This window comes from Pseudoalteromonas rubra (genome assembly GCF_000967655.1).
Taxonomy (GTDB): Bacteria; Pseudomonadota; Gammaproteobacteria; order Enterobacterales; family Alteromonadaceae; genus Pseudoalteromonas; species Pseudoalteromonas rubra_A.
The window spans coordinates 21,828-44,608 of record NZ_JXYA01000009.1 but is presented as its reverse complement, the minus strand read 5'-3'; the positions used below and the strand labels follow the sequence as shown (position 1 = coordinate 44,608).

Annotated in this window: 22 protein-coding genes; 15 read left to right on the top strand and 7 right to left on the bottom strand. The window is 48.5% G+C overall.

Annotated elements, in window-relative coordinates; all coding sequences use genetic code 11:
- Nucleotides 1–15: 15 nt before the first annotated feature.
- Both TW77_RS05065 and TW77_RS05060 read right to left on the bottom strand, forming a co-directional pair.
- The gene (locus TW77_RS05065; protein WP_046003884.1) at nucleotides 16–2,055 is read right to left on the bottom strand and encodes a TonB-dependent copper receptor; all 2,040 of its coding nucleotides are present in this window, start codon (nucleotides 2,053–2,055) and stop codon (nucleotides 16–18) included.
- Between the two features lie 183 nt (nucleotides 2,056–2,238).
- Nucleotides 2,239–3,462, bottom strand: a complete 1,224-nt coding sequence (locus TW77_RS05060; protein ID WP_046003883.1) for an EAL and HDOD domain-containing protein — start codon at nucleotides 3,460–3,462, stop codon at nucleotides 2,239–2,241.
- A gap of 271 nt (nucleotides 3,463–3,733) precedes the next feature.
- Between TW77_RS05060 and putP the strand changes: the two genes are divergently transcribed.
- From putP to TW77_RS05045, 4 genes are all read left to right on the top strand, one after another.
- Nucleotides 3,734–5,212 (top strand): sodium/proline symporter PutP, encoded by a 1,479-nt coding sequence (gene putP, locus TW77_RS05055; RefSeq protein ID WP_046003882.1) that lies wholly within the window; start codon nucleotides 3,734–3,736, stop codon nucleotides 5,210–5,212.
- 383 nt (nucleotides 5,213–5,595) lie between these two features.
- Complete coding sequence (locus tag TW77_RS25075; protein WP_156158600.1) at nucleotides 5,596–5,772, top strand: hypothetical protein; 177 nt, start codon at nucleotides 5,596–5,598, stop codon at nucleotides 5,770–5,772.
- Nucleotides 5,773–5,793: 21 nt separating this feature from the next.
- Nucleotides 5,794–6,348 carry a hypothetical protein gene (locus TW77_RS05050; RefSeq protein WP_046003881.1) on the top strand — a complete coding sequence of 185 codons (555 nt, stop codon included), beginning with the start codon at nucleotides 5,794–5,796 and terminating at the stop codon, nucleotides 6,346–6,348.
- Nucleotides 6,349–6,350: 2 nt separating this feature from the next.
- Entirely contained in the window at nucleotides 6,351–6,662 is a 312-nt protein-coding gene (locus TW77_RS05045; protein WP_046003880.1) for a hypothetical protein, read from the top strand.
- A 160-nt stretch (nucleotides 6,663–6,822) separates the two neighbouring features.
- On the opposite strand, the gene TW77_RS05040 is transcribed toward TW77_RS05045, so the two are convergent.
- Nucleotides 6,823–7,674, bottom strand: a complete 852-nt coding sequence (locus tag TW77_RS05040; protein ID WP_046003879.1) for a LysR family transcriptional regulator — start codon at nucleotides 7,672–7,674, stop codon at nucleotides 6,823–6,825.
- 125 nt (nucleotides 7,675–7,799) lie between these two features.
- On the opposite strand from TW77_RS05040, the gene TW77_RS05035 reads away from it, so the two are divergent.
- Nucleotides 7,800–8,498 (top strand): FMN-dependent NADH-azoreductase, encoded by a 699-nt coding sequence (locus TW77_RS05035; RefSeq protein WP_046003878.1) that lies wholly within the window; start codon nucleotides 7,800–7,802, stop codon nucleotides 8,496–8,498.
- Nucleotides 8,499–8,580: 82 nt separating this feature from the next.
- Here the strand turns inward: TW77_RS05035 and TW77_RS05030 are convergent, their stop codons facing one another.
- Nucleotides 8,581–9,033, bottom strand: a complete 453-nt coding sequence (locus tag TW77_RS05030) for a helix-turn-helix transcriptional regulator (RefSeq protein WP_046003877.1) — start codon at nucleotides 9,031–9,033, stop codon at nucleotides 8,581–8,583.
- A 219-nt stretch (nucleotides 9,034–9,252) separates the two neighbouring features.
- Here TW77_RS05030 and TW77_RS05025 point away from each other — a divergent pair, with 219 nt between their 5' ends.
- Both TW77_RS05025 and TW77_RS05020 read left to right on the top strand, forming a co-directional pair.
- The gene (locus TW77_RS05025) at nucleotides 9,253–9,552 is read left to right on the top strand and encodes a helix-turn-helix domain-containing protein (RefSeq protein ID WP_082078842.1); all 300 of its coding nucleotides are present in this window, start codon (nucleotides 9,253–9,255) and stop codon (nucleotides 9,550–9,552) included.
- A gap of 421 nt (nucleotides 9,553–9,973) precedes the next feature.
- Nucleotides 9,974–10,414, top strand: a complete 441-nt coding sequence (locus TW77_RS05020; RefSeq protein ID WP_046003876.1) for a hypothetical protein — start codon at nucleotides 9,974–9,976, stop codon at nucleotides 10,412–10,414.
- A gap of 37 nt (nucleotides 10,415–10,451) precedes the next feature.
- Here TW77_RS05020 and dapD read toward each other — a convergent pair whose 3' ends face one another.
- The 3 genes from dapD to map form a co-directional block, all read right to left on the bottom strand.
- On the bottom strand, nucleotides 10,452–11,279 hold the full coding sequence (gene dapD / locus TW77_RS05015) for a 2,3,4,5-tetrahydropyridine-2,6-dicarboxylate N-succinyltransferase (protein ID WP_046003875.1): 828 nt from the start codon (nucleotides 11,277–11,279) through the stop codon (nucleotides 10,452–10,454).
- Nucleotides 11,280–11,290: 11 nt separating this feature from the next.
- Complete coding sequence (gene glnD, locus TW77_RS05010) at nucleotides 11,291–13,909, bottom strand: [protein-PII] uridylyltransferase (protein ID WP_046003874.1); 2,619 nt, start codon at nucleotides 13,907–13,909, stop codon at nucleotides 11,291–11,293.
- A gap of 162 nt (nucleotides 13,910–14,071) precedes the next feature.
- On the bottom strand, nucleotides 14,072–14,863 hold the full coding sequence (gene map, locus TW77_RS05005; protein WP_046003873.1) for a type I methionyl aminopeptidase: 792 nt from the start codon (nucleotides 14,861–14,863) through the stop codon (nucleotides 14,072–14,074).
- Nucleotides 14,864–15,179: 316 nt separating this feature from the next.
- Here map and rpsB point away from each other — a divergent pair, with 316 nt between their 5' ends.
- From rpsB to rseP, 8 genes are all read left to right on the top strand, one after another.
- On the top strand, nucleotides 15,180–15,908 hold the full coding sequence (gene rpsB, locus TW77_RS05000; RefSeq protein ID WP_046003872.1) for a 30S ribosomal protein S2: 729 nt from the start codon (nucleotides 15,180–15,182) through the stop codon (nucleotides 15,906–15,908).
- A 162-nt stretch (nucleotides 15,909–16,070) separates the two neighbouring features.
- A complete protein-coding gene (tsf, locus tag TW77_RS04995) occupies nucleotides 16,071–16,922 on the top strand; it encodes a translation elongation factor Ts (protein WP_046003871.1) in 852 nt (283 codons plus the stop codon).
- A gap of 150 nt (nucleotides 16,923–17,072) precedes the next feature.
- Entirely contained in the window at nucleotides 17,073–17,813 is a 741-nt protein-coding gene (gene pyrH / locus TW77_RS04990) for a UMP kinase (protein ID WP_010385750.1), read from the top strand.
- 84 nt (nucleotides 17,814–17,897) lie between these two features.
- Nucleotides 17,898–18,455 carry a ribosome recycling factor gene (frr, locus tag TW77_RS04985; RefSeq protein WP_010385751.1) on the top strand — a complete coding sequence of 186 codons (558 nt, stop codon included), beginning with the start codon at nucleotides 17,898–17,900 and terminating at the stop codon, nucleotides 18,453–18,455.
- Between the two features lie 77 nt (nucleotides 18,456–18,532).
- Entirely contained in the window at nucleotides 18,533–19,306 is a 774-nt protein-coding gene (locus TW77_RS04980) for an isoprenyl transferase (RefSeq protein ID WP_046003870.1), read from the top strand.
- Nucleotides 19,307–19,317: 11 nt separating this feature from the next.
- Nucleotides 19,318–20,184, top strand: a complete 867-nt coding sequence (locus TW77_RS04975) for a phosphatidate cytidylyltransferase (protein WP_046003869.1) — start codon at nucleotides 19,318–19,320, stop codon at nucleotides 20,182–20,184.
- Nucleotides 20,181–21,368 carry a 1-deoxy-D-xylulose-5-phosphate reductoisomerase gene (ispC, locus tag TW77_RS04970; protein ID WP_046003868.1) on the top strand — a complete coding sequence of 396 codons (1,188 nt, stop codon included), beginning with the start codon at nucleotides 20,181–20,183 and terminating at the stop codon, nucleotides 21,366–21,368. The genes TW77_RS04975 and ispC overlap by 4 nt, the downstream gene beginning before the upstream one ends.
- An 8-nt stretch (nucleotides 21,369–21,376) precedes the next feature.
- A complete protein-coding gene (gene rseP / locus TW77_RS04965; protein ID WP_046003867.1) occupies nucleotides 21,377–22,729 on the top strand; it encodes a sigma E protease regulator RseP in 1,353 nt (450 codons plus the stop codon).
- Nucleotides 22,730–22,781 lie beyond the last annotated feature (52 nt).

The following is a 22,781-nucleotide window of genomic DNA, read 5'->3' as shown; positions in this document are numbered from 1 at the left end:
CCAGACAATATGAGATTAGAAACGCCAGTTCACATTGGCCCACAGGGTGCGGCCCGCTTCGTTGACTTTGTCTATTTGCGCATAGCCGCTGACCATAGCGCCGGCGCGGCTTAGGTGTTCTGCGTAAGCCTTATCCAGCACGTTATCGACGCCGAAACTCACTAGCAGTTCATCAGAGTAGCTATAAGACGCATTCAGTGCCAGTGTGCCAAAGCCATGGCTGGGCCCAACGTCCTGACCTGCAATGTTGCCCTGACCGATGGCAACGCGGTTCTGGCTTTTAACAAGACGCCATAAACCACCCACTTGCCACTTATCCAGTGTGTAATCCATGGCAAAGCGAGCCTGCAGGGGAGGCTGCTGTGCAAGGGCCGTATGATCCGTTTTATTGCTGCCGCGCACATAATTGATACTGGTGGTGAAATTCAGGCGTTTACTGAGCTCAACCCGGGTTTCCATTTCCAAACCCATGGTCTGGGCGTCAATGTTGCGGGTCACAGCCAGTGTTTTATCCATCGTTTCGTATTGGTTATCGGTTAGCAGATAATCATCGATACGGTTATAAAACAGCGAGACGGAGGTGGTCATCGTAGATTTTTGCAGCATCCAGCCGATATCCAGCTGATTGGTTTTCTCCGGCTCTAATAAGAAAGCACTCAGGCTATCCACGCCACGACGTCCGCCACCCATTAGCTCCCAGTAATCCGGGAAGCGTTCGCTGTGACCTGCGCCAATGTAATAGCTCATATCCTGGTGCTGGACCTGATAGCGCGTAAATCCGCTCCACAGGGTGTCATCACGTGTTTCGTTCGCCGTTGGGTTGGTCATTGGCATCATCATGGAGCCAAGTTGTTGGCGCTTATCGGTCGCAGACCAGTCATCAAGTCGCAACCCGCTCACCCACTGGCTGCGTGTAGGGCCTTGTGTGCTCAATGCGTACTCCAGCTCACCGAATAATCCAGTTTGTTTAAACTCGGCGTTGTCGCGGCGCGGCATAGATTCTACAGGCATCTCAGGCTGGTTCATACTGACACGAGTACGGTGACGGTTTTGCTGATGATCCAATCCATAGCTCAGGGTGTGCTGTGTATTGATGGTAGAGGTTAGCATCAGCTTGGCACCCCAGGTACGACGATCCGGATTCGATGAAGTGGGGTTCTTCATCATCATGTTGGGCGTGAAGGGGCGCAGGCTATGATTGTCCATGATATGGTCAATGTGGTTGTAATAGACGTTGGCCTCTAATGCATGAGCAAATCCGGAGAGTTCATCCAGCTCAACATTGAGCGCGACGTGATTACGGTCGAATTTGCTGCCATCCATCATGCGGTCGGCATAGGCGACCTCACCGTCGCTGCGCCCAAGGCTCAGGCTATAGAGGCTGTCATCATCCGGGGTGTAGGCAAATTCTGAGTCCAGGTTCCATTTATCATACGCGGAGTGAATGGACTGGCCTTCGCCGTCTTCATAATCATCGGCGTCGCTCTTACTTGCCGCAACGCGGGCGTAATAGTCCTCTGTGCCGCCTTTTACATCAGCATTCACCATGCGCTTGCCAAAACTGCCCAGGGTTGCATTGGCAAAGCCCTGCCAGCCTGTCTCGCTCAGGCGTTCCGATTCACGCTCAAAAATCACCGTGGCGGCGCTATTGCCCGGACCGTACAACACGGTCTGCGGGCCCTTGATAACAGTCAGGGTATCGTAGGTTTGTGGTGTGATGTAGGCGGTGGGCGGGTCCATGCGGCCGCCACAGCCACCAAGGGTCAGGCCACCATCGGTAATTATATTGAGGCGCGACCCGGCCATACCGCGAAACACAGGGTCGCTGCTGGCGCCGCCTTTTTTAACCAAAGAGAAACCGGCAATACTGGATAACAGATCGGCACCATCCTGTGCGGGTAAAGGTTGTCTGGGTGCCTTTGGGTCGGTTTTAATGTCTAAAGGACTATGCATAGGCGCTATAACAACGATGCGCTCCAGGTTGTCTGTGTGCATATCCTGGCTGTGTGCAGAAAAAGCGGCGGTTATTGCAAGCCAAATAAGGTTTCTGGTCATGATCCATCCCAAAGTGTTTTCACGTTTTTATTGAGAGGAATTTTACTTGTCAGACAAGCGCCTGGGATGTGACAAATTGTCGCACTTCAGTGGATTTAACGAGAGTAAATACAAAACATTGACCTAAAACAAATACAGCCACCGAGTGGTGGCTGTATTCAAAGGGGTTAATCCGCCAAAGGGCTAGATTGCCATGACTTCCATTTGCTGGTCGCACCATTGCAGCGCTTCATGGTAATAATCGGGCAGCAGGTCCGGGTCCAGACCCAGTTGCTTTGCCGCTTCATTGGCACCTTGCCAGTCGGCTTGCTCGTACTGTTTAATCAGTGTCAGGTAGCTGGCAAGTGTCCCTTCTTGTTTCAATAACGCGTCTTTGATCTCAATGGCCAGCGGCAGTTTGCTCATTACGCTTTCCATGCTTTCATCCAAAATGGCATCCATCAGCGACATCATACCTGCTAAAAAGGCCATGCCGGTGTCCTTTAGCTTATGGTGTTTAATGGCCAGCAGCTCGGCAAAGCGTGCGCGGGTGAGTGACAGACGTACCAGCTCCAGCGGTTTCTCTGAAGACACTTGCGAGGCAAACAGCAGCGACAGAAACTTTTTAAGCTCCTGATTGCCCAGCACGACCAACGCCTGCTTAATGGTGGAGATTTCGGCGCGGCGCTTGAATGCAGCAGAATTGGAGTAACGCAGCAGTTTATAGCTGAGGTTAACATCGCGCTCGAATACCTGAGTAATGCGTTTTAAATCAACATCGACACTGGAGGTTTCGTACAGCAGCTCCGCCAGCGCCATCTCAGAAGGGGGCAGGGTTTTACTTTGTACCACCTCGGGTTTGGCAAAAAAGAAGCCCTGAAAATAGCTAAATCCCAGTTCCAGTGCCTGCTGGTACTGCTCATGGGTTTCGACTTTCTCTGCAACCAGCTCAATGTTCTTAAACGGCGCGATGGCTTCTTTGATCTCTTCAATGGTGGCCACATCTGTGGTCAGCATGTCTATCTTGATCTGATCGATAAACGGGTAAAAGTGTCGCCACACCTTCTGGTGCTGATAATCGTCGAGTACTATGGTGTAGCCCTTTGCTTTGAGGTCCTGCACTGCACCCAGCAGGCGCTTGCCCGGCTGCACCGTTTCAAGAATCTCTACCACCAGTTGCTCACGCCCCATCATGGTTGGATAGCCTTTCAGCAGGGTTTCCAGCGTGAAGTTAATATAGGCGGGTTTGTTATCGGTTAAATCTTCCAGGCCAAAGTTAAACTGGCTGCCTTCAATCAACCTGGAGGTTGCCTCTGAGCCATCAATTTCCGGGAAGACATTGTCCAAACCGTCACGAAATAACAGCTCATAGCCCACGAGTTCTTTGTTTTTGTTTAGGATTGGCTGCCTGGCGGCATAAAAATACATGAAAGATACACCTGACTGAATACTTCTACTGCACAACAATATAAGTCAATCTCAGGCATATTTCATTAACTAATTCAGCTTGTTTCAGCTTTTGGTATTAAGGTATGAGAGGGGCTACGCTTAATTCATGCTCACTTCATCTTGTGTAACTTGGGTGGTGATCTTTGCCATGTTATAGTGAGCCTTTCGCAATGGCTTTTGTCCCAATCTCAGCTAATAACATAACAGTATCTGATATTGTGGAGAGGGGCCCGAACTAAAGGAGGTAATTTTGGAAACTGGCACTATGATCTCTCTTGCCATGTATTTCATCGCCATGCTGGGTATCGGACTGTATGCGTATCGTAAGTCAACCAGCGACGTGTCGGGTTATATGTTAGGTGGCCGCAGCTTGCCACCGAGTGTCGCGGCCCTGTCTGCGGGTGCCTCAGATATGAGTGGTTGGATCCTGATGGGTCTGCCCGGCGCTATGTTTGTGAGTGGCTTCAGCAGTACCTGGATAGCCATAGGCTTGGTTATTGGCGCATTTTTAAACTATTTGCTGGTGGCACCGCGACTGCGAGTGTACACCGAGCTGGCAAACGATGCGATCACCATTCCTGACTACTTTGCTAATCGCTTTGAAGACAAAGGCAATGCACTGCGTATTGTATCCGCGCTGGTGATCATTATTTTCTTTACTCTGTATACATCTGCAGGGGTGGTGTCCGGCGGCAAGCTGTTCGAAAACTCGTTTGGCATGAGCTACGAATCCGGCCTGTATATCACAACCGGTGTGGTGGTCTTGTATACGCTGTTTGGCGGCTTTTTGGCAGTGAGCCTGACCGACTTTGTGCAGGGCTGCATCATGTTCCTGGCGTTAATTTTGGTGCCAGCCGTGACTTATTCACTGCTGGATAACCCGCTCAGCGTAACGCTCAACGATATTAACCCGCAGCTGCTTACCTGGATTGGGGCAGGCGGTGCAATCGGTATCATCTCAGCCATGTCCTGGGGCCTGGGGTATTTTGGTCAGCCACACATTATTGTGCGCTTTATGTCGGTGCGTAGCGTGAAAGACATGCCAACCGCACGCCGCATTGGGATGAGCTGGATGCTGGTGGCAACGATGGGTGCCATTACAACGGGTTTGTTTGGTGCGGCTTATGCCCATGAAAATGGCATTGTGGTTGAAGACCCTGAAACCATTTTCCTGATCCTCTCTGAGTTGTTGTTCCACCCGTTGATCGCCGGTTTCTTACTGGCTGCGATTTTGGCAGCCATTATGAGTACCATTTCATCGCAGTTACTAGTGAGCTCCAGCTCATTAACCGAAGATTTTTATAAAATCTTCCTGCGCAAAGACGCCTCAGACAAAGAGCTTGTACTGGTTGGACGTATCAGCGTTGCACTGGTATCACTGTGTGCCATTTATCTGGCTTATGATCGCGATAGCACCATTCTGAGTCTGGTCAGTAATGCCTGGGCCGGGTTTGGCGCAGCGTTTGGCCCACTGGTACTGCTCAGCCTGTTCTGGAAGCGCATGAACTTTGCAGGTGCGCTGTCTGGTATGGTTATAGGGGCTGCCACGGTATTATTCTGGATCTATGGACCCGTGACTGTCGATGGTCAGCCACTTAGTGCCCTTATCTATGAAATTGTGCCGGGCTTTATCGCTGCGACCATTGCAATTGTTGCAGTGAGCTTGGCCACAGCGCAGCCCAGTACTGAGATCACAGATAAGTTCGAGGAAATGCAGACGGCGCTGTAGGTGTGGTCTGCTTTGTTAATTGTAAAAGCCGCAGCTATACAGGCTGCGGCTTTTTTGTCTGTTATTTAAAGGTTGTTTCCAGCTTGATACAGATATGCTTGCCAGGCTTAAACAAAGGCATATTTCTGCGTATCGCAGCCTGATTTACAACCAGAACACAGCACAACCCGCCGTTTTGTTGTTCCAATTTTTCTAATTTTCCTTATCATGGGCAATACCATGATTAGGTCAGTAGTGAGCTTTTGGCATGCTCATGGCGTACGAGATCATCCGCAATCAAGTGAATTTATGACAATTAATGCTTGTTACTATATGGCAATAAGGTTAACATGTGTGCAACCTTAAGTGGGTGGTCCTTTTAAAATTACAGAAGGACGGAAAATATGAAGTTTTTTACTAAACGCTTGAAGAAAAAGTCAAACACAATCCAACCAGACAGAGCCTTGAGCCTGAGTGATGCAAATGCCCAGTTAGTGTCTGGTGGAAATAGCGGAGGAAGCGGTGCGCAACCTCGCGTGCAACGTTTTTCTCCTGAAGCTGCGAAATTAGTTAGTGGGTAAATAGTAGGGTTTTGGCCGAGCATGAATGAGTTTTATCTAGTCACTTCGTGGATCATAGTAGCATTGGAATTGTTTATTGTTTTGTTCCTGCTGTATAGTTTCAAGAAGCATCGCTTTGGATTGTTTTTCGGTGGCAAAAGCACTCTGAAAAAGCAAGAAGACCATGAGCTACATTCATGCTTTCTTTCCGCTCTAGCCGTTCTGGTGTTTTACCCAGTGAGTGCAAATTTGGGCGCATACATTCTCAACCTTCCTCTTGAACTTATACAAATGCGCCAGGTATATTACTTTGCTCTGGTATGTACTGGTGTGTCTTTCATTACTGTTTTATATTTGCTGCATGTCATCCGCGGCTGTAGTTTTTCTGCCACATCACGCCTCGTAGCTTACATATCATTTATGCTGATGTGTCTGAATTTTTCGCAGCTTATTTTGCGTGGTTATTTGGATATTCATATATTGTATGAAGTATATGGACCATTCGTAGTGAGTTTCAACATCTGCACGTTTATTGCGCTATCTAAGTATCCGTTTTACAAACTGATGGAATCAAGACTTACCAAAGGAGCGATCTGATTATGCAACTAATCTTTATCGGTGGTGCGTTTATAGTAATGGCCCTTATTTTTGTCCTGGCCATGCTGGTAAAAGGGACTAAGCTCACGTCTTTTGAAAAGCGTCTTAAAGCGCTTATCATAACAGCTAAAGACGAAGAAGAAGTCGAAGACAAGTACACTGAAGCCTATGAAATAGTGATGGAGTTTGGGGACTTACTGGCGGCTGAGAAAAATCTCGAGCAGTATTACGGCGTGAAAGACATTTATGACCGCGTTGAAGAGTTCAGAGCCGAGAATAATCAAAACCCTGTAAACCTGAAGGTGGTTAAGTAGCGTCTTTTACTTGCAGGCTCTCTGGCAAGGCCTGTTTGCACACCGTTTAGTAAAGCTTGTATCAATACAACTATTCGTATTCGCCGTTATCCTCAGCAGGTGCTTTGTGCGTAATACCAATTTGCTCCTTCAAATTGACGGGGATTAAGTGAAATTGGTATTACATGAGCCCTTCTAGCCAGGTAATAAATTTCATCGCATTGGGCGTCCTGAAGCCCGCTTTATTGGGAATGTAATAACACAGCTCAGAGGTAACACTATTGCCCCTCACAGGCTCAAGCAGGCCACTTGAGCACATACCCCGCACCAGTAATTCTGAACAAAATACCAGCGCATTTTGTGCCATTGCTTGCTGGATCCCAAATAATTCCTGATCAAACTCTCTGATCACAAAGTTGTCTCTGTTTAGCGCGTTACTGGCCAACCAGGTCTCTAGTGGTGGTTTACGCAGTGCGGGATTTTTCCAGCGTGTTGTGTAAAGCACAGGGCGAGCTGATGGGTCATGTAAAGCCGTCGTGTCCGCGCCTGTAAATACATTGTACTGTTCCACATTAAGCCTGTCCTCAATGGCAACATCCTGGGTATTGCCCAGCCGTACAGGAATAGAGTAGGGATGGCTGTTTGCCTGCTCACCGCTCAAAATCTGCATTGAAACATCCGGGTAAGTGGCCGCAAAGGTGTGCTGTGCGGGCAGCAAAACCTGAGCGGCAAATGAGGAGGTGGTACTTATCTGCATTACTTCATTTAATTGTTGAATATCAGCCAGCGCGCGCTCAATTTTGGCAAATCCCTCAGTCGTCGCCTTGGCCAATTGTTGCCCTGTATCTGTGAGCTGTACTTGCCTGGGTCGACGTTCAAACAGGCAAACATTAAGACGGTCTTCAAGTTTGCTGATATGGTGAGAAATCGCCGTCGGTGTTAAGGCAAGCTCTTCTGCTGCGCGTTTAAAGCTGCTATGACGTGCCGCCGCTTCGAACGCTCTGAGTGCCTGTAATGAAACAGATAGGGGCATAGTAAAGACTCAGTCAATAGTGAAGTAGATGATTTTAACTCATCTATAGGTGTAAAAGTATCGTTTGTTTAACAGAGTCCTGAAACGCACACTAGTGTGGTTCATTAATCAATAAGGTAATCAGCATGAGTACAATATTACATATAGATTCTAGTGTCAGGGCGATTAGTAACAGCAATCCGTCGCATAATTCAATTTCTAAAAACATTGCGCATAAGTTCATAGAAAGCTGGCGACAAACAGGCGTTATAGATGAGTACATTTATCGTGATGTTGGCATAAATCCGCCATCATTTATCACTCAGGACTGGATTGGAGCGGTGTTCACTGCCGAACACAAGCGCACTGAGGCGCAAAAGCAGCTGCTGGCCTTATCCGATACTTTGATCAATGAACTGGTCGTTGCCGATATTATTGTGATTTCAACACCTATGTATAACTATGGTATGCCGGCGCAGCTTAAAGCCTGGTTTGATCAGGTGATCCGAGTTAATAAAACCTTCGACTTTGATCTCGCTCGCGGAGATTTCCCTTTGCAGCCCTTGTTGTCGGGAAAGACCTTGATTGCAATAGCCTCATGCGGTGAGTTTGGTTTTGATGCGCCTCAGGTCAGGGCTAACAGTAATCACCTCATGCCACATTTGCGCACACTGAGCCGTTATCTGGGTGTGGAAGCCATGTATGAGATAGTGAGTGAATATCAGGAGTTTGCCGACAGCAGACATCAGGCATCGCTTAAACAGGCGTATCAGCGCGCACAAATATTGGCTCAGGAACTGGCGGGCGACAAGAAAGAAGAAAAGGGTAATAGTCTAACCGCTTAGGACACGGTGACCAATCTGTAGAGACAAAACAATCAAAAGTGGTCGCTTTGGGTTACTTTTGATTTTGCAATAATCCATTAAGTTAAGCGCGTTTTTTGCCTTCATGCACGCTAGCATCTGAGCCTCGCTGCAGAAGCGGTTTCAGGTCGCGCAGGATGATATGTCCATAATCCTGATAACCTGCCTGTGAGCCCGGTGTGAACCATTTCATATGCGCAATAAACTCAAGAGAGCTGGCAATACTGCCTATCAGGCTTTGTTCCATGTCAGAGTGGTAAGCCATAGGTGGCTCAGTCGTGGCTTGGGGGGTGGCGCTTTGCTGTGGGTGCTCTCCGGTGAGTAACCACAGCGCATTATCTTTGGTTGCCGGATGCAAAAAGAATTTACTGATCACAGATAAGGTGGGTTCTCTTACATCTTTTTCATACTTTCGGTAAGACGCAGTGGGAATATCCAGTATTTCTGAAAAGCCAACCTGAGAATACCCCAAGTTGATACGTAACTGTTTTAATCTTGTAGCAAAAGTATTTGACATATGACCCAATCCGGTTAATTATTTATCCACCTGACCCGTTCAGACTACATGACTCTTAGTCAAATGTCTAACCGGGTCGAAAAATTAAGCACTTTTTTGGCATAGATGCCAGCTAAGTACAAATTCAGACCTGTGTTTAGGGGCTTATAGATCGATTAGCTTTAAACACAAGGCTGTAGGTTTGTAAGACACTGTGATTTGATAATAAGCGGATATGTTATGACTACTGTTAAAAGAAATGAATCTGTGCGTAAAGCACACACCATAGCAGCCAGGAAGCAAATTCAAACTGCGATCCGTCGCCTGCGCAGAGAAATGAACTTAACTCAGGCTGAGTTAGGCAAAAAGCTTGTTACACCCGTTGATCAAGCAACTATCTCGAACTGGGAATGCGGCAAGTCTGACTTATCGGCTTGTCAATTGCTGGATATTATGATGATTTTTGGCCAGCCAAACTTCTTGAGTTTGCTGGAGCAAGGGGCCCAAAGCGATTTAATCGACGAACCTCAGTCTGCCTGAAGCGCTTAACTCAATCACTGGCAGGGCATAACTGCCGGGTGATCCCCTAAGCTAACATATCGTGTTGTCTGGGCACGCTCGTGCCCGCTTTTCCTTTTTTGTTCGTTTAATTTCACTGACTGAGCGCCTCTACAAGTGCAGGCACCTCCATTTCTTTTCTCATCTGTTATCAAAGTATGATGTTTCAAAAGTGAGGCTCTGTTACTGGTAACCCCGCGTTGTTGTATTCAATGCTTGCGGATAAACAAGCCATAGCTTAGCAAGATACGTTTAAACTTTTTGAAATTGAGGGCCTGTGATGACCATTCCAATACTCTTTCTTCTTCTAAAATATTGATGCTCAGTATTTTAGAGTTTAGCTTCATTGTGGTTCAAAATATGCTCAGTGTAAGTGTGTTTAACAAAAGTACAAAGGTGTACTATGAATATTCAAGGAATGGGGCAAAACTTTGCCGTCACAAACACAAATCAATACAACACGGCCGGCAAATCTCAGGTGTCGGCTTATCAGCAAACTGACGCTGCCAAAACCTCGCCGGGCGGTCAGGCCGAGCAGACGATTGATATGCACAATATTTCTCCTAATCAATACAATGCGCTGGTACGTTCGGGTGTTGCCGACTTGGCTGTTCCTATGGTTTTACCCGGTGGCCGGGTGCATCTGGATGGTCAGCAGGCCCAAATGGGCGATGTAAAAACAGACTATATTGGGCAGATTGAGCAGTCCATCGAGTTTAGCGAGAGCATTGGGGATGTGGGTCAGGTGGATTTTTTGAAGGAAAGGCTGGCGGTTGTTAGGGCGCTACACGGACAAAGCTACATGCCGTCAGAGGCCAGCGAGGGGCTGAATGTCACAGCATAGTTGATCCCCGGGCTTGTAACAAAGCCCGGGATGCGTATTAATCCTGCACTGAGCGAAGCAGGGCGTTAATACCGACTTTTTCGCGTGTCTGCTGATCCACTTTTTTCACGATAATGGCCGCATACAGGCTGTGTGTACCATCTTTGCTTGGCAAAGAGCCCGGGACGACCACAGCGCCAGCCGGCACTCGACCGTAGTGGATCTCGCCGGTTTCACGGTCGTAAATACGGGTACTTTGTGAAATATAGACGCCCATAGAAATGACCGCGCCTTCTTCGACAATCACGCCCTCAACAATCTCAGAGCGGGCGCCGATGAAGCAGTTATCTTCAATGATGGTAGGATTGGCTTGCAATGGCTCCAGCACACCGCCAATGCCCACACCGCCTGACAGGTGCACATTTTTGCCGATCTGCGCACAAGAGCCAACGGTGGCCCAGGTATCAACCATAGTGCCTTCGTCAACATAGGCGCCAATATTCACATAAGAGGGCATCAGGACCACGTTTTTGCCAACAAAGCTGCCCTGACGCGCCACGGCATTAGGCACTACACGCATGCCGCCTTGCTGAAACTGCTCAGGCGTATAGTCGCTGAACTTAAGCGGCACTTTATCGTAAAACTGGTTAACGCCATCATGCAGCGGTTGATTATCGCGAATACGAAACGACAGCAGAACCGCCTTTTTCAGCCACTGGTGTACAACCCACTCGCCGCTGATTTTTTCAGCAACACGGGCAGCACCCGAATCCAGCATGGCCAGCGCATCAATGATGGCATTTTTAACCTGAGGTGACACATCACTTGGTGTGATGGTATCGCGTTGCTCCCAGGCCTGTTCAATTATGGTTTTTAAATCCGACATAGTGTCCTCATTTATTCAGATTCTGCATTGAGTTTTTTCATCAGTGAACGGTGTAACGATGCTTTAGCATCTTCACTGAGACGTTGATAATCTTTGTCCGAAACCACAAAGAAATCCTCCGCACGTTCGCCCACTGTGGTAATACGTGCGGCGTGAATATGCAGTGAATGCAATTGAAATACCTCGGCTATTTTAGTCAACAAACCGGGAATATCCACTGCCTGGATCTCTATCAGGTTGCGGTCATTACGGGCGTGGGGGCGGACCACGACCTTAGGTTTAATATTAAAGTCTTTAAAGCGCTGCGAGCGGTTCTTTTTAAGGCGAATTTTCTTTTTCGGATCAGTCAGGATCACTTCCAGGCTGCGGCGCAGGGTTTTGGCCCGGCTGCCACTGATAGGGCGGCCATCGACTTCCAAGATGACAAAGCTAAAGACCACGTAGCCATCTTTGGTGGTCAGCACCTGAGCATGCTGGATCTGGGCTTTTTTGGAGCCAATCACCGCCACCAGTTTGGCAAACAATGTGGCTTCGTAAGGCGCATAGACAAATACCTGAGTGCCGCCGTGCATCGGTTGTTCAGAAACCACCACACAAGGCTTACTCAAATCATCACGACCAAGCAGGTATTCGGTATGCCAGGAAATTTGCTGCTCGCTGAAGGCGGTAAAATAGTTGGCCTTAAAGCGCGCCCAGATCATATCAATCAGATCTTCGCGGTAGTCTTTGTTGATAAGCCGCTGCTTGGCCTGTTGCTTTTTATCGCGAATTTGGTCTCGCATATCCATGGGGTTTTCAAGCCCCAGCCGCAGTGCGCGCTGCGTATGTAAATAAAGCTCCCGCAGCAGAGTGTTTTTCCAGTCATTCCAGAGATTGTCATTGGTGGCACGAATATCCGCCACGGTCAGACAATAAAGGTAATCAAGCTGGCGCTCGTTTTTGATGCGAGAAGCAAATTCGTTGATCACATCCGGATCATTGATGTCCTTACGCTGCGCTGTGACCGACATTAGCAGGTGATTTTCAACCAGCCACGCGACCAGTTTGCTATCGGACGAGGAAAAACCGTGCATGCGTGCAAACGCCGCGGCATCCACCGCTCCCAGCTCTGAATGGTCGCCACCACGGCCTTTGGCAATATCATGGAATATCCCTGCTAAATAGAGCAACTCGGGCTTATCCATGCGGGTGACAATTTCCGAACACAGCGGAAACTCATTCTGATGCTCGTGGCTGAAGTAGCGATAAATGTTGTTTATTAGCTTATGGGTGTGTTCATCCACGGTATAGGCGTGGAACAAGTCAAATTGCATCTGACCAAAAATATTACGCCACTGTGGCAGATAGGCGGCAATGATCCCGTGCTTGTGCATCAGGGTAAATGCGCGGCCCATACCGTTAGGGTGTTTGAGCAGACGCATCAGTGCGTCACGACAGGCGGCATAATCCTGCAAGTCGCCTAGCAAACGGCGTCTTACCTGGCGTACGGTACGTATGGTGCTGGGATCGATATCGGTGATCTCGGGGTTGTCGGCAATGTGCTCGAACAATAAGATCAGGTTTTCCCGACGAAAAAATACAGAAGGGTTTTTGACCCGAATTCTTTTGCCAACGCGCTCAAAGTGGTTATCGAGTGGCACTACGGTCTGTTCGCTCTGATCCGGTAGAATGCTCTGCTCAAAATAGGACAGCAGCATTTGATTCATTTCCCGTACCCGGCTCATGATCCGGAACAGGCGTTTCATCATACGCTCAACCGAAGCTTTACCTTCGGAGCCAAACCCTAATAATTCCGCTGCATGAGGCTGATAGTCAAACAGCAGGCGGTTTTCGCTGCGCCCGGCGGCCAGATGCAGCGCAAAGCGGATGTTCCAGAGGTTTTCCAGGCACTCCAGCAGTTCCTGATATTCTTCATGGGTCAGGTAGCCATGGCTGATCAGCTCTTCCAGGGTTTCGGCATGAAAGTGCTTTTTCGCCACCCAGAAGATGGTCTGAAGGTCGCGCAGACCTCCGGGGTTCTCTTTGATATTTGGCTCAAGATTATAGGCGGTACCGTGGCATTTTTTACGTCGCAGGCGCTGCTCTTTGATCTTGGCGATAAAGAACTCATCGGATTGCCAGATAGGGGTTTCGACAATATGACTTTTCAGCCGTTCGAACTCTACGTGATTACCACAAATTAAGCGGCTTTCCAGCAAGCTGGTGGTAAAGTGTACGTCTTCACGTTTTTGTTCCAGCACCTGCTCGTGGGTTCTGACGCTGTGGCCAATATCCAGGTTCAGATCCCACAGCAAAGTCATAAATGACTCCAGCGAGCCGGTCAGCTCTGCGCCGGGCTCTTGCTTGCACAGCAGCAGGAAGTCGATGTCGGAATACGGGTGCAACTCGCCACGGCCATAGCCTCCCACACCAATCAACGCCAGATCCGGGAACTGCGCCAGTCCGGTTTCGGTGTAGAGCTTGATCAGCAGCCTATCAATAAATTCGGCTCGGGCGTTGATCAATTGTCTGACGGGTTGTTTGGAAAACTGATTATTCAGCCACTTGTAAAAGTAGGCCTGGCAGTTTTTATAGTCGTTTAAGGTTTGCGCTTCGTCGAGAAGCGTTTTTACTTTGTTTGGTAGTGCCACCTGGGCTCCCTATATTGCGCGCAAAACTCACAGCTCAGTTTTACACTAAGTGGCAAAAAAATGCGAGAAAGTGATAGAGAGAGGGTGGTTAACTGGATGAAAAGCCAGCATACAAGTCAGTAAAGCAAAACGCCACCGGCTGGTGGCGCTTTTGAGTTCAGCTTAAGCTGTGTGCTCAATCACTCGTTCGATGGTGTCGTCACTACGCAGCGTCAGCACTTCTACGCCGTTTTCAGTCACCAGTAGAGTGTGTTCCCACTGAGCAGACAGGCTGCGGTCTTTCGTTACTACAGTCCAATCGTCTTTGAGCAGTTTACAGTGGCGCTTACCGGCATTGACCATAGGTTCGATGGTCAGACACATACCGGCTTGCAGGGCCTCACCTGTACCCGGCTTGCCATAATGGACAATTTGCGGCTCTTCGTGGAATTCGGCGCCAATGCCATGGCCGCAATATTCGCGCACGATAGAGTAGTTAAAGCCCTCGGCATATTTTTGAATCGCAGCGCCAATGTCGCCAATACGTACGCCCGGCTTCACCATGCGGATACCGATATACAGGGCTTCCTGCGTCACTTCACTCAGACGCTTACCCTGAATACTGGGCGTACCCACAAAGAACATTTTTGAAGTATCGCCATGGTAACCGTCTTTGATCACTGTCACATCAATGTTGACGATGTCACCTTCTTTAAGCGGTTTGTCGTTAGGAATACCGTGGCAAATTACGTGGTTCACTGAGGTACAAATAGACTTAGGGAAACCATGATAGTTAAGTGGTGCCGGCACAGCTTGCTGCACATCCACAATATAATTATGACAAATGGTATTCAGCTCATCAGTTGTCACCCCTGGTTTGACATAAGGTTCAATCATTTCTAATACTTCAGCGGCTAACTTACCGGCAACACGCATTTTTTCGATTTCTTCAGGGGTTTTGATCACTGCACTCATTGAGACTCCAAGTCATAGTTTCGACGCAACAACGTCAGGCTAGTTTATGAACGATTTTTAGCCCAAACGTTGAGTTAATTTCTTTTATATGGTATAAAGCGCGCCGTCTTTTTACAAATAAATCTTTCAGGGCGATTTGGCTCTTAGGTTGTTTGTAACGAAGACAACACGAAATTTAATTTTAACACACACACATATCGACACATACACTTGGGTGCAAGCTCGGAACAAATTATCGGGTAACCGAATTTTCGAACTTGTTGGTGTTATGGGATATGTGGAGGCCTAACCCTAACTAAATTAGAGGAAAATACAAATGGCAAACGTTTCAATGCGCGATATGCTTCAAGCTGGTGTTCACTTCGGTCACCAGGCTCGTTACTGGAACCCTAAGATGAAGCCTTTCATCTTCGGCGCTCGTAACCGTGTACATATCATCAACCTGGAAAAGACTGTTCCTATGTTCAACGATGCACTTAAGTTCCTTTCGAACGTTGCATCTAACAAAGGTAAAATCCTTTTCGTAGGTACTAAGCGCGCTGCAAGCGAAGCAGTTAAAGAAGCAGCTATTCAAAGCGAGCAGTTCTACGTAAATCACCGTTGGTTAGGTGGTATGCTGACTAACTGGAAAACAGTTCGTCAGTCAATCAAGCGTCTTAAAGACCTTGAAGCTCAAAGCCAAGACGGTACTTTCGAGAAGCTGACTAAAAAAGAAGCTTTGATGAAAACTCGTGAAATGGAAAAGCTTGAGAAGAGCCTTGGTGGTATCAAAGATATGGGCGGTCTTCCAGACGCTATCTTCATCATCGATGCTGACCACGAGCACATCGCTATCCGTGAAGCAAACAACCTGGGCATTCCAGTAGTATCTGTTGTTGATACTAACTCTAACCCAGACGGCGTTGACTACATCATCCCAGGTAACGATGATGCGATCCGCGCTATCCAGCTTTACACTGGTGCTGTTGCAACTGCTATCACTGAAGGTCGTGAAAGCAACATCGTTGCTCAAGCTGAAAGCGACGACTTCGTAGAAGCTGAGTAATAGATTACAAACCGTGCCACTGGCAACACAGGTGTGCGGGTGGCCGGTTGTAACGCACTAAGCTGTCATCAAGTCTTCATCTTATTTTTCCGAAGACTTGATATTCTTTACAAGCGGTAATTCGCTTATCAAAAAACCGAATTCAGAATTGAGGATATTCTAATGGCTGTAACTGCTGCCCTAGTTAAAGAACTTCGCGAGCGTACTGGCGCTGGCATGATGGATTGTAAAAAAGCACTGACTGAAACTAACGGTGACATCGATCTGGCGATCGAGAACATGCGTAAGAGCGGTGCTGCTAAAGCGGCTAAAAAAGCTGGTAACATTGCTGCTGAAGGTACAATCCTGATCAAGCAAGGTGAAGGTTTCGCTGCACTTCTTGAAGTTAACTGTCAAACTGACTTCGTTGCTAAAGACGAAAACTTCCTGGGTTTCGCTAACACTGTTCTTGACGCTGCTACTGAAGCTAAGACAGACATCGAAACTTTGAAAGCTCAGTTCGAAGAAACGCGTGTTGCACTAGTTGCTAAAATCGGTGAAAACATCAACGTTCGTCGCGTTGAGTACATCGACGGCGCAAACATCTCTGCATACCGTCACGGCGACCGTATCGGTGTTGTTGTAACTGGTGACGCTGACGAAGAGACTCTGAAGCACGTTGCAATGCACGTTGCTGCTTCTAAGCCTGACTACCTAAACCCAGAAGACGTACCTGCTGAGGTTGTAGAGAAAGAAAAAGCGGTTCAGGTTGAAATCGCTATGAACGAAGGCAAGCCTGCTGAAATCGCTGAGAAAATGGTTGTTGGCCGCATGAAGAAGTTCACTGGTGAGATCTCTCTTACTGGTCAAGCTTTCATCATGGAGCCTAAGAAGTCTGTTGGCGAGTACCTGAAAGAGAAAGGTGCTTCTGTTTCTTCATTCATTCGCCTTGAAGTTGGTGAAGGTATCGAGAAGAAAGAAGAAGACTTCGCTGCTGAAGTTGCTGCTCAAATCGCAGCTGCGAAAGGCGAATAATCACGCTTAGGTGATTAAGTGATGCAAAAGCCCCCTCGAGATGAGATTTGCTTTTGCGTCACTGCACAAAATTCTCTAAAATAACCGCGCATTTATGTCTTTCATAAGCGCGGTTATTTTGTATCTCACTTTTAATTTGGCCCGGAAATTATGACTATCAATCGAAAACCTGTTTTTAGACGCGTTCTTCTTAAACTTAGCGGCGAAGCTTTGATGGGAGATGAAGGCTTTGGAATCGATCCTAAAGTATTGGATCGTATGGCCCAAGAAATAAAAGAACTTGTAGAACTCGACGTAGAAGTGGGTTTGGTTATCGGCGGCGGTAACTTCTTACGTGGCGGCTCTTTGGCCGAAGCCGGTATGAACCGCGTAGTGGGTGACCACATGGGGATGCTGGCAACTGTGATGAATGGTCTGGCGATGCGTGATGCACTGCACAGAGCGTTTGTGAATGCCCGCCTGATGTCTGCCATTCCACTCAATGGCGTATGTGATGCATACAACTGGGCAGAAGCAATTAGCTTGCTGAAATCAGGTCGCGTTGTGATCTTCTCAGCAGGTACTGGTAATCCGTTCTTCACCACAGATTCAGCAGCGTGTCTTCGCGGTATTGAAATTGAAGCCGATACGGTGATCAAGGCCACTAAAGTAGATGGCGTATTTAGTGATGATCCGGTGAAAAATCCAGATGCAGAATTACACCGTCACCTGACGTACAATGAAGTGATTGAAAGAGAATTAAAGGTTATGGACCTGGCGGCATTTACCCTGGCTCGTGACCACAACATGCCTTTGAGCGTATTCAACATGAACAAACCAGGCGCGCTAAAGCGTGTTATCATGGGTGAAGAAGAAGGCACTTTAATCAGTACACAACCAGCTGCGGAGTAAGGGCTTAGGCTAACAGCCTTGGCAAAACAGTAATTAAACTCGCCAGCTGAGTCCGATTAATACAGTAAAGAATAGGATAGCACTGTGATTGATGATATTAAAAAAGATGCGCAAGAGCGCATGACAAAAAGTGTAGCTGCGCTGGCAAGCCAGCTGTCTAAAATCCGTACTGGCCGTGCACACCCGGCATTACTTGACGGTATTTCAGTATCTTACTACGGTGCTGATACGCCTCTGAACCAGGTTGCTAACGTGACGGTAGAAGACTCTCGTACTCTGGCTATCAGCGTATTCGACAAGTCTCTGGCACAAGCGGTAGAAAAGGCCATCATGGCATCTGATTTGGGCCTTAACCCAATGTCTGCGGGCACGGTTATCCGTGTACCACTTCCTCCGCTGACGGAAGAGCGTCGTAAAGATCTTATCAAGATCGTACGTGGCGAAGTTGAAGGCGGTCGTGTTGCAGTTCGTAACATTCGTCGTGATGCCAACGGTGACGTGAAGTCACTGCTGAAGGATAAAGAGATTTCTGAGGACGAAGCACGTCAGGCAGAAGACGAGATCCAGAAGCTAACTGATAAGTTTATCAAAGAGATGGACACTCAGCTGAGCGCCAAAGAAGCCGAGCTGATGGAAATCTAAGCAGCCACAAATTTATTAGGTTTGCAGCGCCGTCTAAGGTATACTAGACGGCGTTTTTTTTTACTTAAATAGGCATTATGATTTTAACCGCTGACGCAATTTCACAGCAATCTCTGCCCAAACATGTCGCTATCATTATGGATGGAAATGGCCGCTGGGCCCAGGCGCGCAAGCGTCCCCGCGCATACGGACATAAAAAAGGGGTAGATTCAGTTCGCAGTGCTGTGCAGTTTTGCTCTAAGCTAGGGATAGAGTCATTGACGTTGTTCGCTTTCAGTAGTGAAAACTGGCGTCGTCCTGAGGACGAAGTCAGCACTTTGATGGAGTTATTCCTGTTTGTATTGAGTAAAGAAGTTAAAAAGCTCCACAAGAATAATGTGAAGCTGACAATCATTGGTGACATCTCGCGTTTTCCTGCCGGGTTACAGCAAAAAGTTGCCGATGCAGAACAATTGACCGAGCACAACTCGGGGCTAAGGTTGAACATCGCGGCCAATTATGGCGGTCGCTGGGACATCATGCAGGCAGCCCAGTCTCTGGCTGAACAGGTGGCTGATGGCGCCATTGCGGCGAGCGACATTACTGAAGAAGCGATTTCATCGCAGCTAACCATGGCGGATCAAAGCCCGCTTGATCTATTGATCCGTACCGGTGGAGATTACCGCATTAGTAATTTCCTACTGTGGCAGGCAGCGTATGCTGAGCTCTACTTTACCGAAACATTATGGCCCGATTTTAATGAAGAAGCGTTTTCAGAGGCGCTGGCCTGTTATGTGTCCAGAGAACGACGTTTCGGTTGTACCGGCGAACAAATAAAACAATTACTCGCCGAGCGCAAAACAACAAGTTGAAGGTATAAAATTTGTTAAAACAACGTGTTATGACGTCGGTGGTGCTGGCGCCACTGGCTTTACTATTGGTGTTTTTTACACCGCTGAATCTGTTTAGCGTGATCGCAGGCGGCATTATCTTACTGGGCGCCTGGGAATGGGCCGCATTTATTGGTCTGACTGACCGCGTGCACAAAGGCGTGTATGTTGCCATGATGGCCGCCGTTCTGGCTGGCCTGCATATTCATTGGCCGATCACAGAGTTATGGCACCAGGGCCGCCTGGTCGCTGATGCAAATTATGTCTTTACACTGGCCGCCGCCTGGTGGCTGGTTGCAACCATCCTGGTTATGAATTACCCGCGTATGGCCAGAGCCTGGAATGAAGGCATGATCATGCGTACCATCGCCGGATTTCTCACGCTTATCCCACTTTGGCTGGCACTCAATGTGCTGCGCAGTGCAGAGTATCATCAGGCAGAGCAATACGGCTCAGTGTTAATCATGGTGGTGCTGGGCATTGTCTGGAGTGCCGACATCGGCGCTTACTTTGCTGGTAAGAATTTTGGCAAACACAAATTAATGCCCAATGTCAGCCCCAATAAAACCATTGAAGGCTTGATTGGCGGTTTACTGACGTCTGTCGTGTTTGTGGTCATCTTTTGTTATTGCAGCGATGTGGATCAGCACCAGTGGCTCCTGTATGCCGGGCTGACTGTTGTGATTGCCTTATTTTCTGCGATTGGCGATCTGCTCGAAAGCATGTTCAAGCGCGAAGCCGGTTTAAAAGATTCCGGTAAATGCCTGCCAGGACATGGCGGCATTCTCGACCGTATCGACAGCTTAACGGCTGCCGCGCCGATTTTTGCTCTGCTGTACGCCTGGACGGTAACCTTATGAGTGACAAACAAAACCTGGTTATTTTAGGGTCTACGGGCTCTATTGGTACATCAACGCTGGACGTTGTTGAGCGAAATCAAACGCGATATCAGGTTTTTGCGCTGGTTGCCGGGCGCAACGTGGCGCGGGTTGTTGAGCAGGCGCTAAAGCACCAGCCTCGTTATGTTGTTATGGGAGCGGAGGACGCTGCCAAAGAAGTAACCGAAGCACTCAACAGCCAACAGACTGAAGTGCTCAGCGGCACTCAGGCCATGTGTGATATGGCGGCTCACCCCGACGTCGACATTGTGATGTCGGCTATTGTCGGTGCAGCGGGATTGTTGCCAACACTCGCGGCGGTCGAGCAGGGCAAAAAGGTCTTGCTTGCTAATAAAGAATCTCTGGTGATGTCAGGCCAGTTGTTTATGGACAAAGTAAAACGCCATGGTGCCACTTTGCTGCCCATAGACAGCGAACACAATGCCATCTTTCAGTGTTTACCTGATGCTTTGCAAAAGGGCACTAGCACGGCCCTTGATGCACAAGGGATACGTAAAATCCTGCTAACCGGCTCCGGTGGACCCTTTTTAAACCGCGATATTGATACGCTGGCGGATGTGACCGTGGCTGAGGCTGTCGCACACCCTAACTGGTCGATGGGCCAGAAAATTTCGGTGGATTCTGCCACCATGATGAACAAAGGGTTGGAATTTGTCGAAGCAAAGTGGCTGTTTCATTGCCAGGCCGACGACATAGACGTGGTCATCCACCCGCAAAGTATGATCCATTCTATGGTGCAGTACATCGATGGTTCGGTGATAGCGCAAATGGGCCAACCCGATATGCGCACACCCATTGCCTATGGTCTGGCTTACCCTGAGCGCATTGAAGCCGGCGTCAGGCCGCTCGACTTTGCCGATATTGTTGACTTCACCTTTACCAAGCCTGATTTCAACCGTTATCCCAACTTAAAGCTGGCAATTGATGCCTGCCGTAGTGGTCAATCAGCAACAACTACATTGAATGCGGCAAACGAAATTGCGGTCGCGGCCTTTTTAAACGAGCAAATCGGTTTTTGCGACATTTACCGCATAAACGCCGAAGTGCTTGAACGTTGCCACCTGGAGCCTTTACACTCTGTGGACGCGATTATGGCACAGGATGCGCAAGCCCGCAGACTGGCCAGGGAACTGATCACTAAGTAGGAGTCATTATGTTGGAATTTTTCTGGAACCTGGGTTCTTTCATCGTCGCGCTGGGGATCTTGGTGGCCGTACATGAATATGGCCATTTTTGGGTTGCCAGAAAAGCCGGCGTTAAAGTGCTGCGTTTTTCCATCGGGTTTGGTAAACCCCTGTTCCGTTGGTATGACAAGCTGGGCACTGAATATGTCATTGCCGCCATTCCGCTGGGTGGGTATGTTCGCATGTTAGATGAACGTGTCGACGACGTATCCGCTTCAGAGCAACACCTCTCGTTTAACAACAAGCCTGTACTGTCCAGAATCGCCATTGCAGCAGCCGGACCCCTTGCTAACTTCTTATTCGCTATTTTGGTGCTCGCGGTGATGTACATGGTTGGCGTGCAAAATGCCAAGCCGATCGTCGGCGGTGTGGCCGAAAACAGCATCGCCGCTCAGGCCCAGGTGCAGCCGGGCGATCACATTATCAGTGTTGATGAGCAGCTTGTGCAGTCGTGGCAGGAGGTCACCTTTGCGCTGATGAGCGGCCTGGGTGAATCTGAAATCATACTCAAAGTACGAGACAGCAAAGGACAACTGGCACTGCGCCAGCTCGACACCCGACAGTGGCGACTGGACGAGCAGGACGTACCCCCGTTGACCTCGGTTGGCGTTCAACCCTACCGTCCGGACCTTAAACTGGAAATTGCGCAGGTCGCTAAAGGTTCTGCCGCTGAGGAGGCTGGATTAGCCAACGGTGACAAGCTGCTGCGTTATAACAATGAAGTATTAGACTCCTGGGAGCAATTCGTTCAGCTGGTGCAAACCTCAGCGCAACAACGCAGCCATTTAGTGGTGCAAAGAGCGGGCGAAGAGGTTGATCTTTACCCAACACCTCAGGGCCGTGAAGATAATAACGGCATCCTTATCGGCTATCTGGGCGTGGTACCGGTGCTTGAGCCCTGGCCAGAAGGGTACATTGAAACTAGACAATACGGGGTATTCGATAGTATCGTGCTGGGCGTTAAAAAGACCTACGACTTAACGGCGCTCAGTTTTGAGATGATTGGTAATTTATTGACCGGTCAGGTATCGGTCAAAAATCTCAGCGGGCCGGTTGGTATTGCCGTTGGGGCCGGAAATAGTGTCAGTTACGGGTTTGTCGCATTTTTAGGCTTTTTGGCTTTAATCAGCGTCAACCTGGGGGTTTTTAACCTTTTACCCCTGCCGGTCTTAGATGGCGGGCACTTAATGTATTACTTTATTGAACTTATTCGCAAAAAACCGGTCTCTGAAAAGACACAAGAGTTAGGCTACAAGGTGGGTGCAGTTGTGCTCCTGGCGCTAACTTGTTTTGCACTACTTAACGATGTATCGAGGCTTTAGGCCGCAAGGTGCGATAGCAATTGAGGCGCACTGTTCGCCGTAAGCTGTAAAG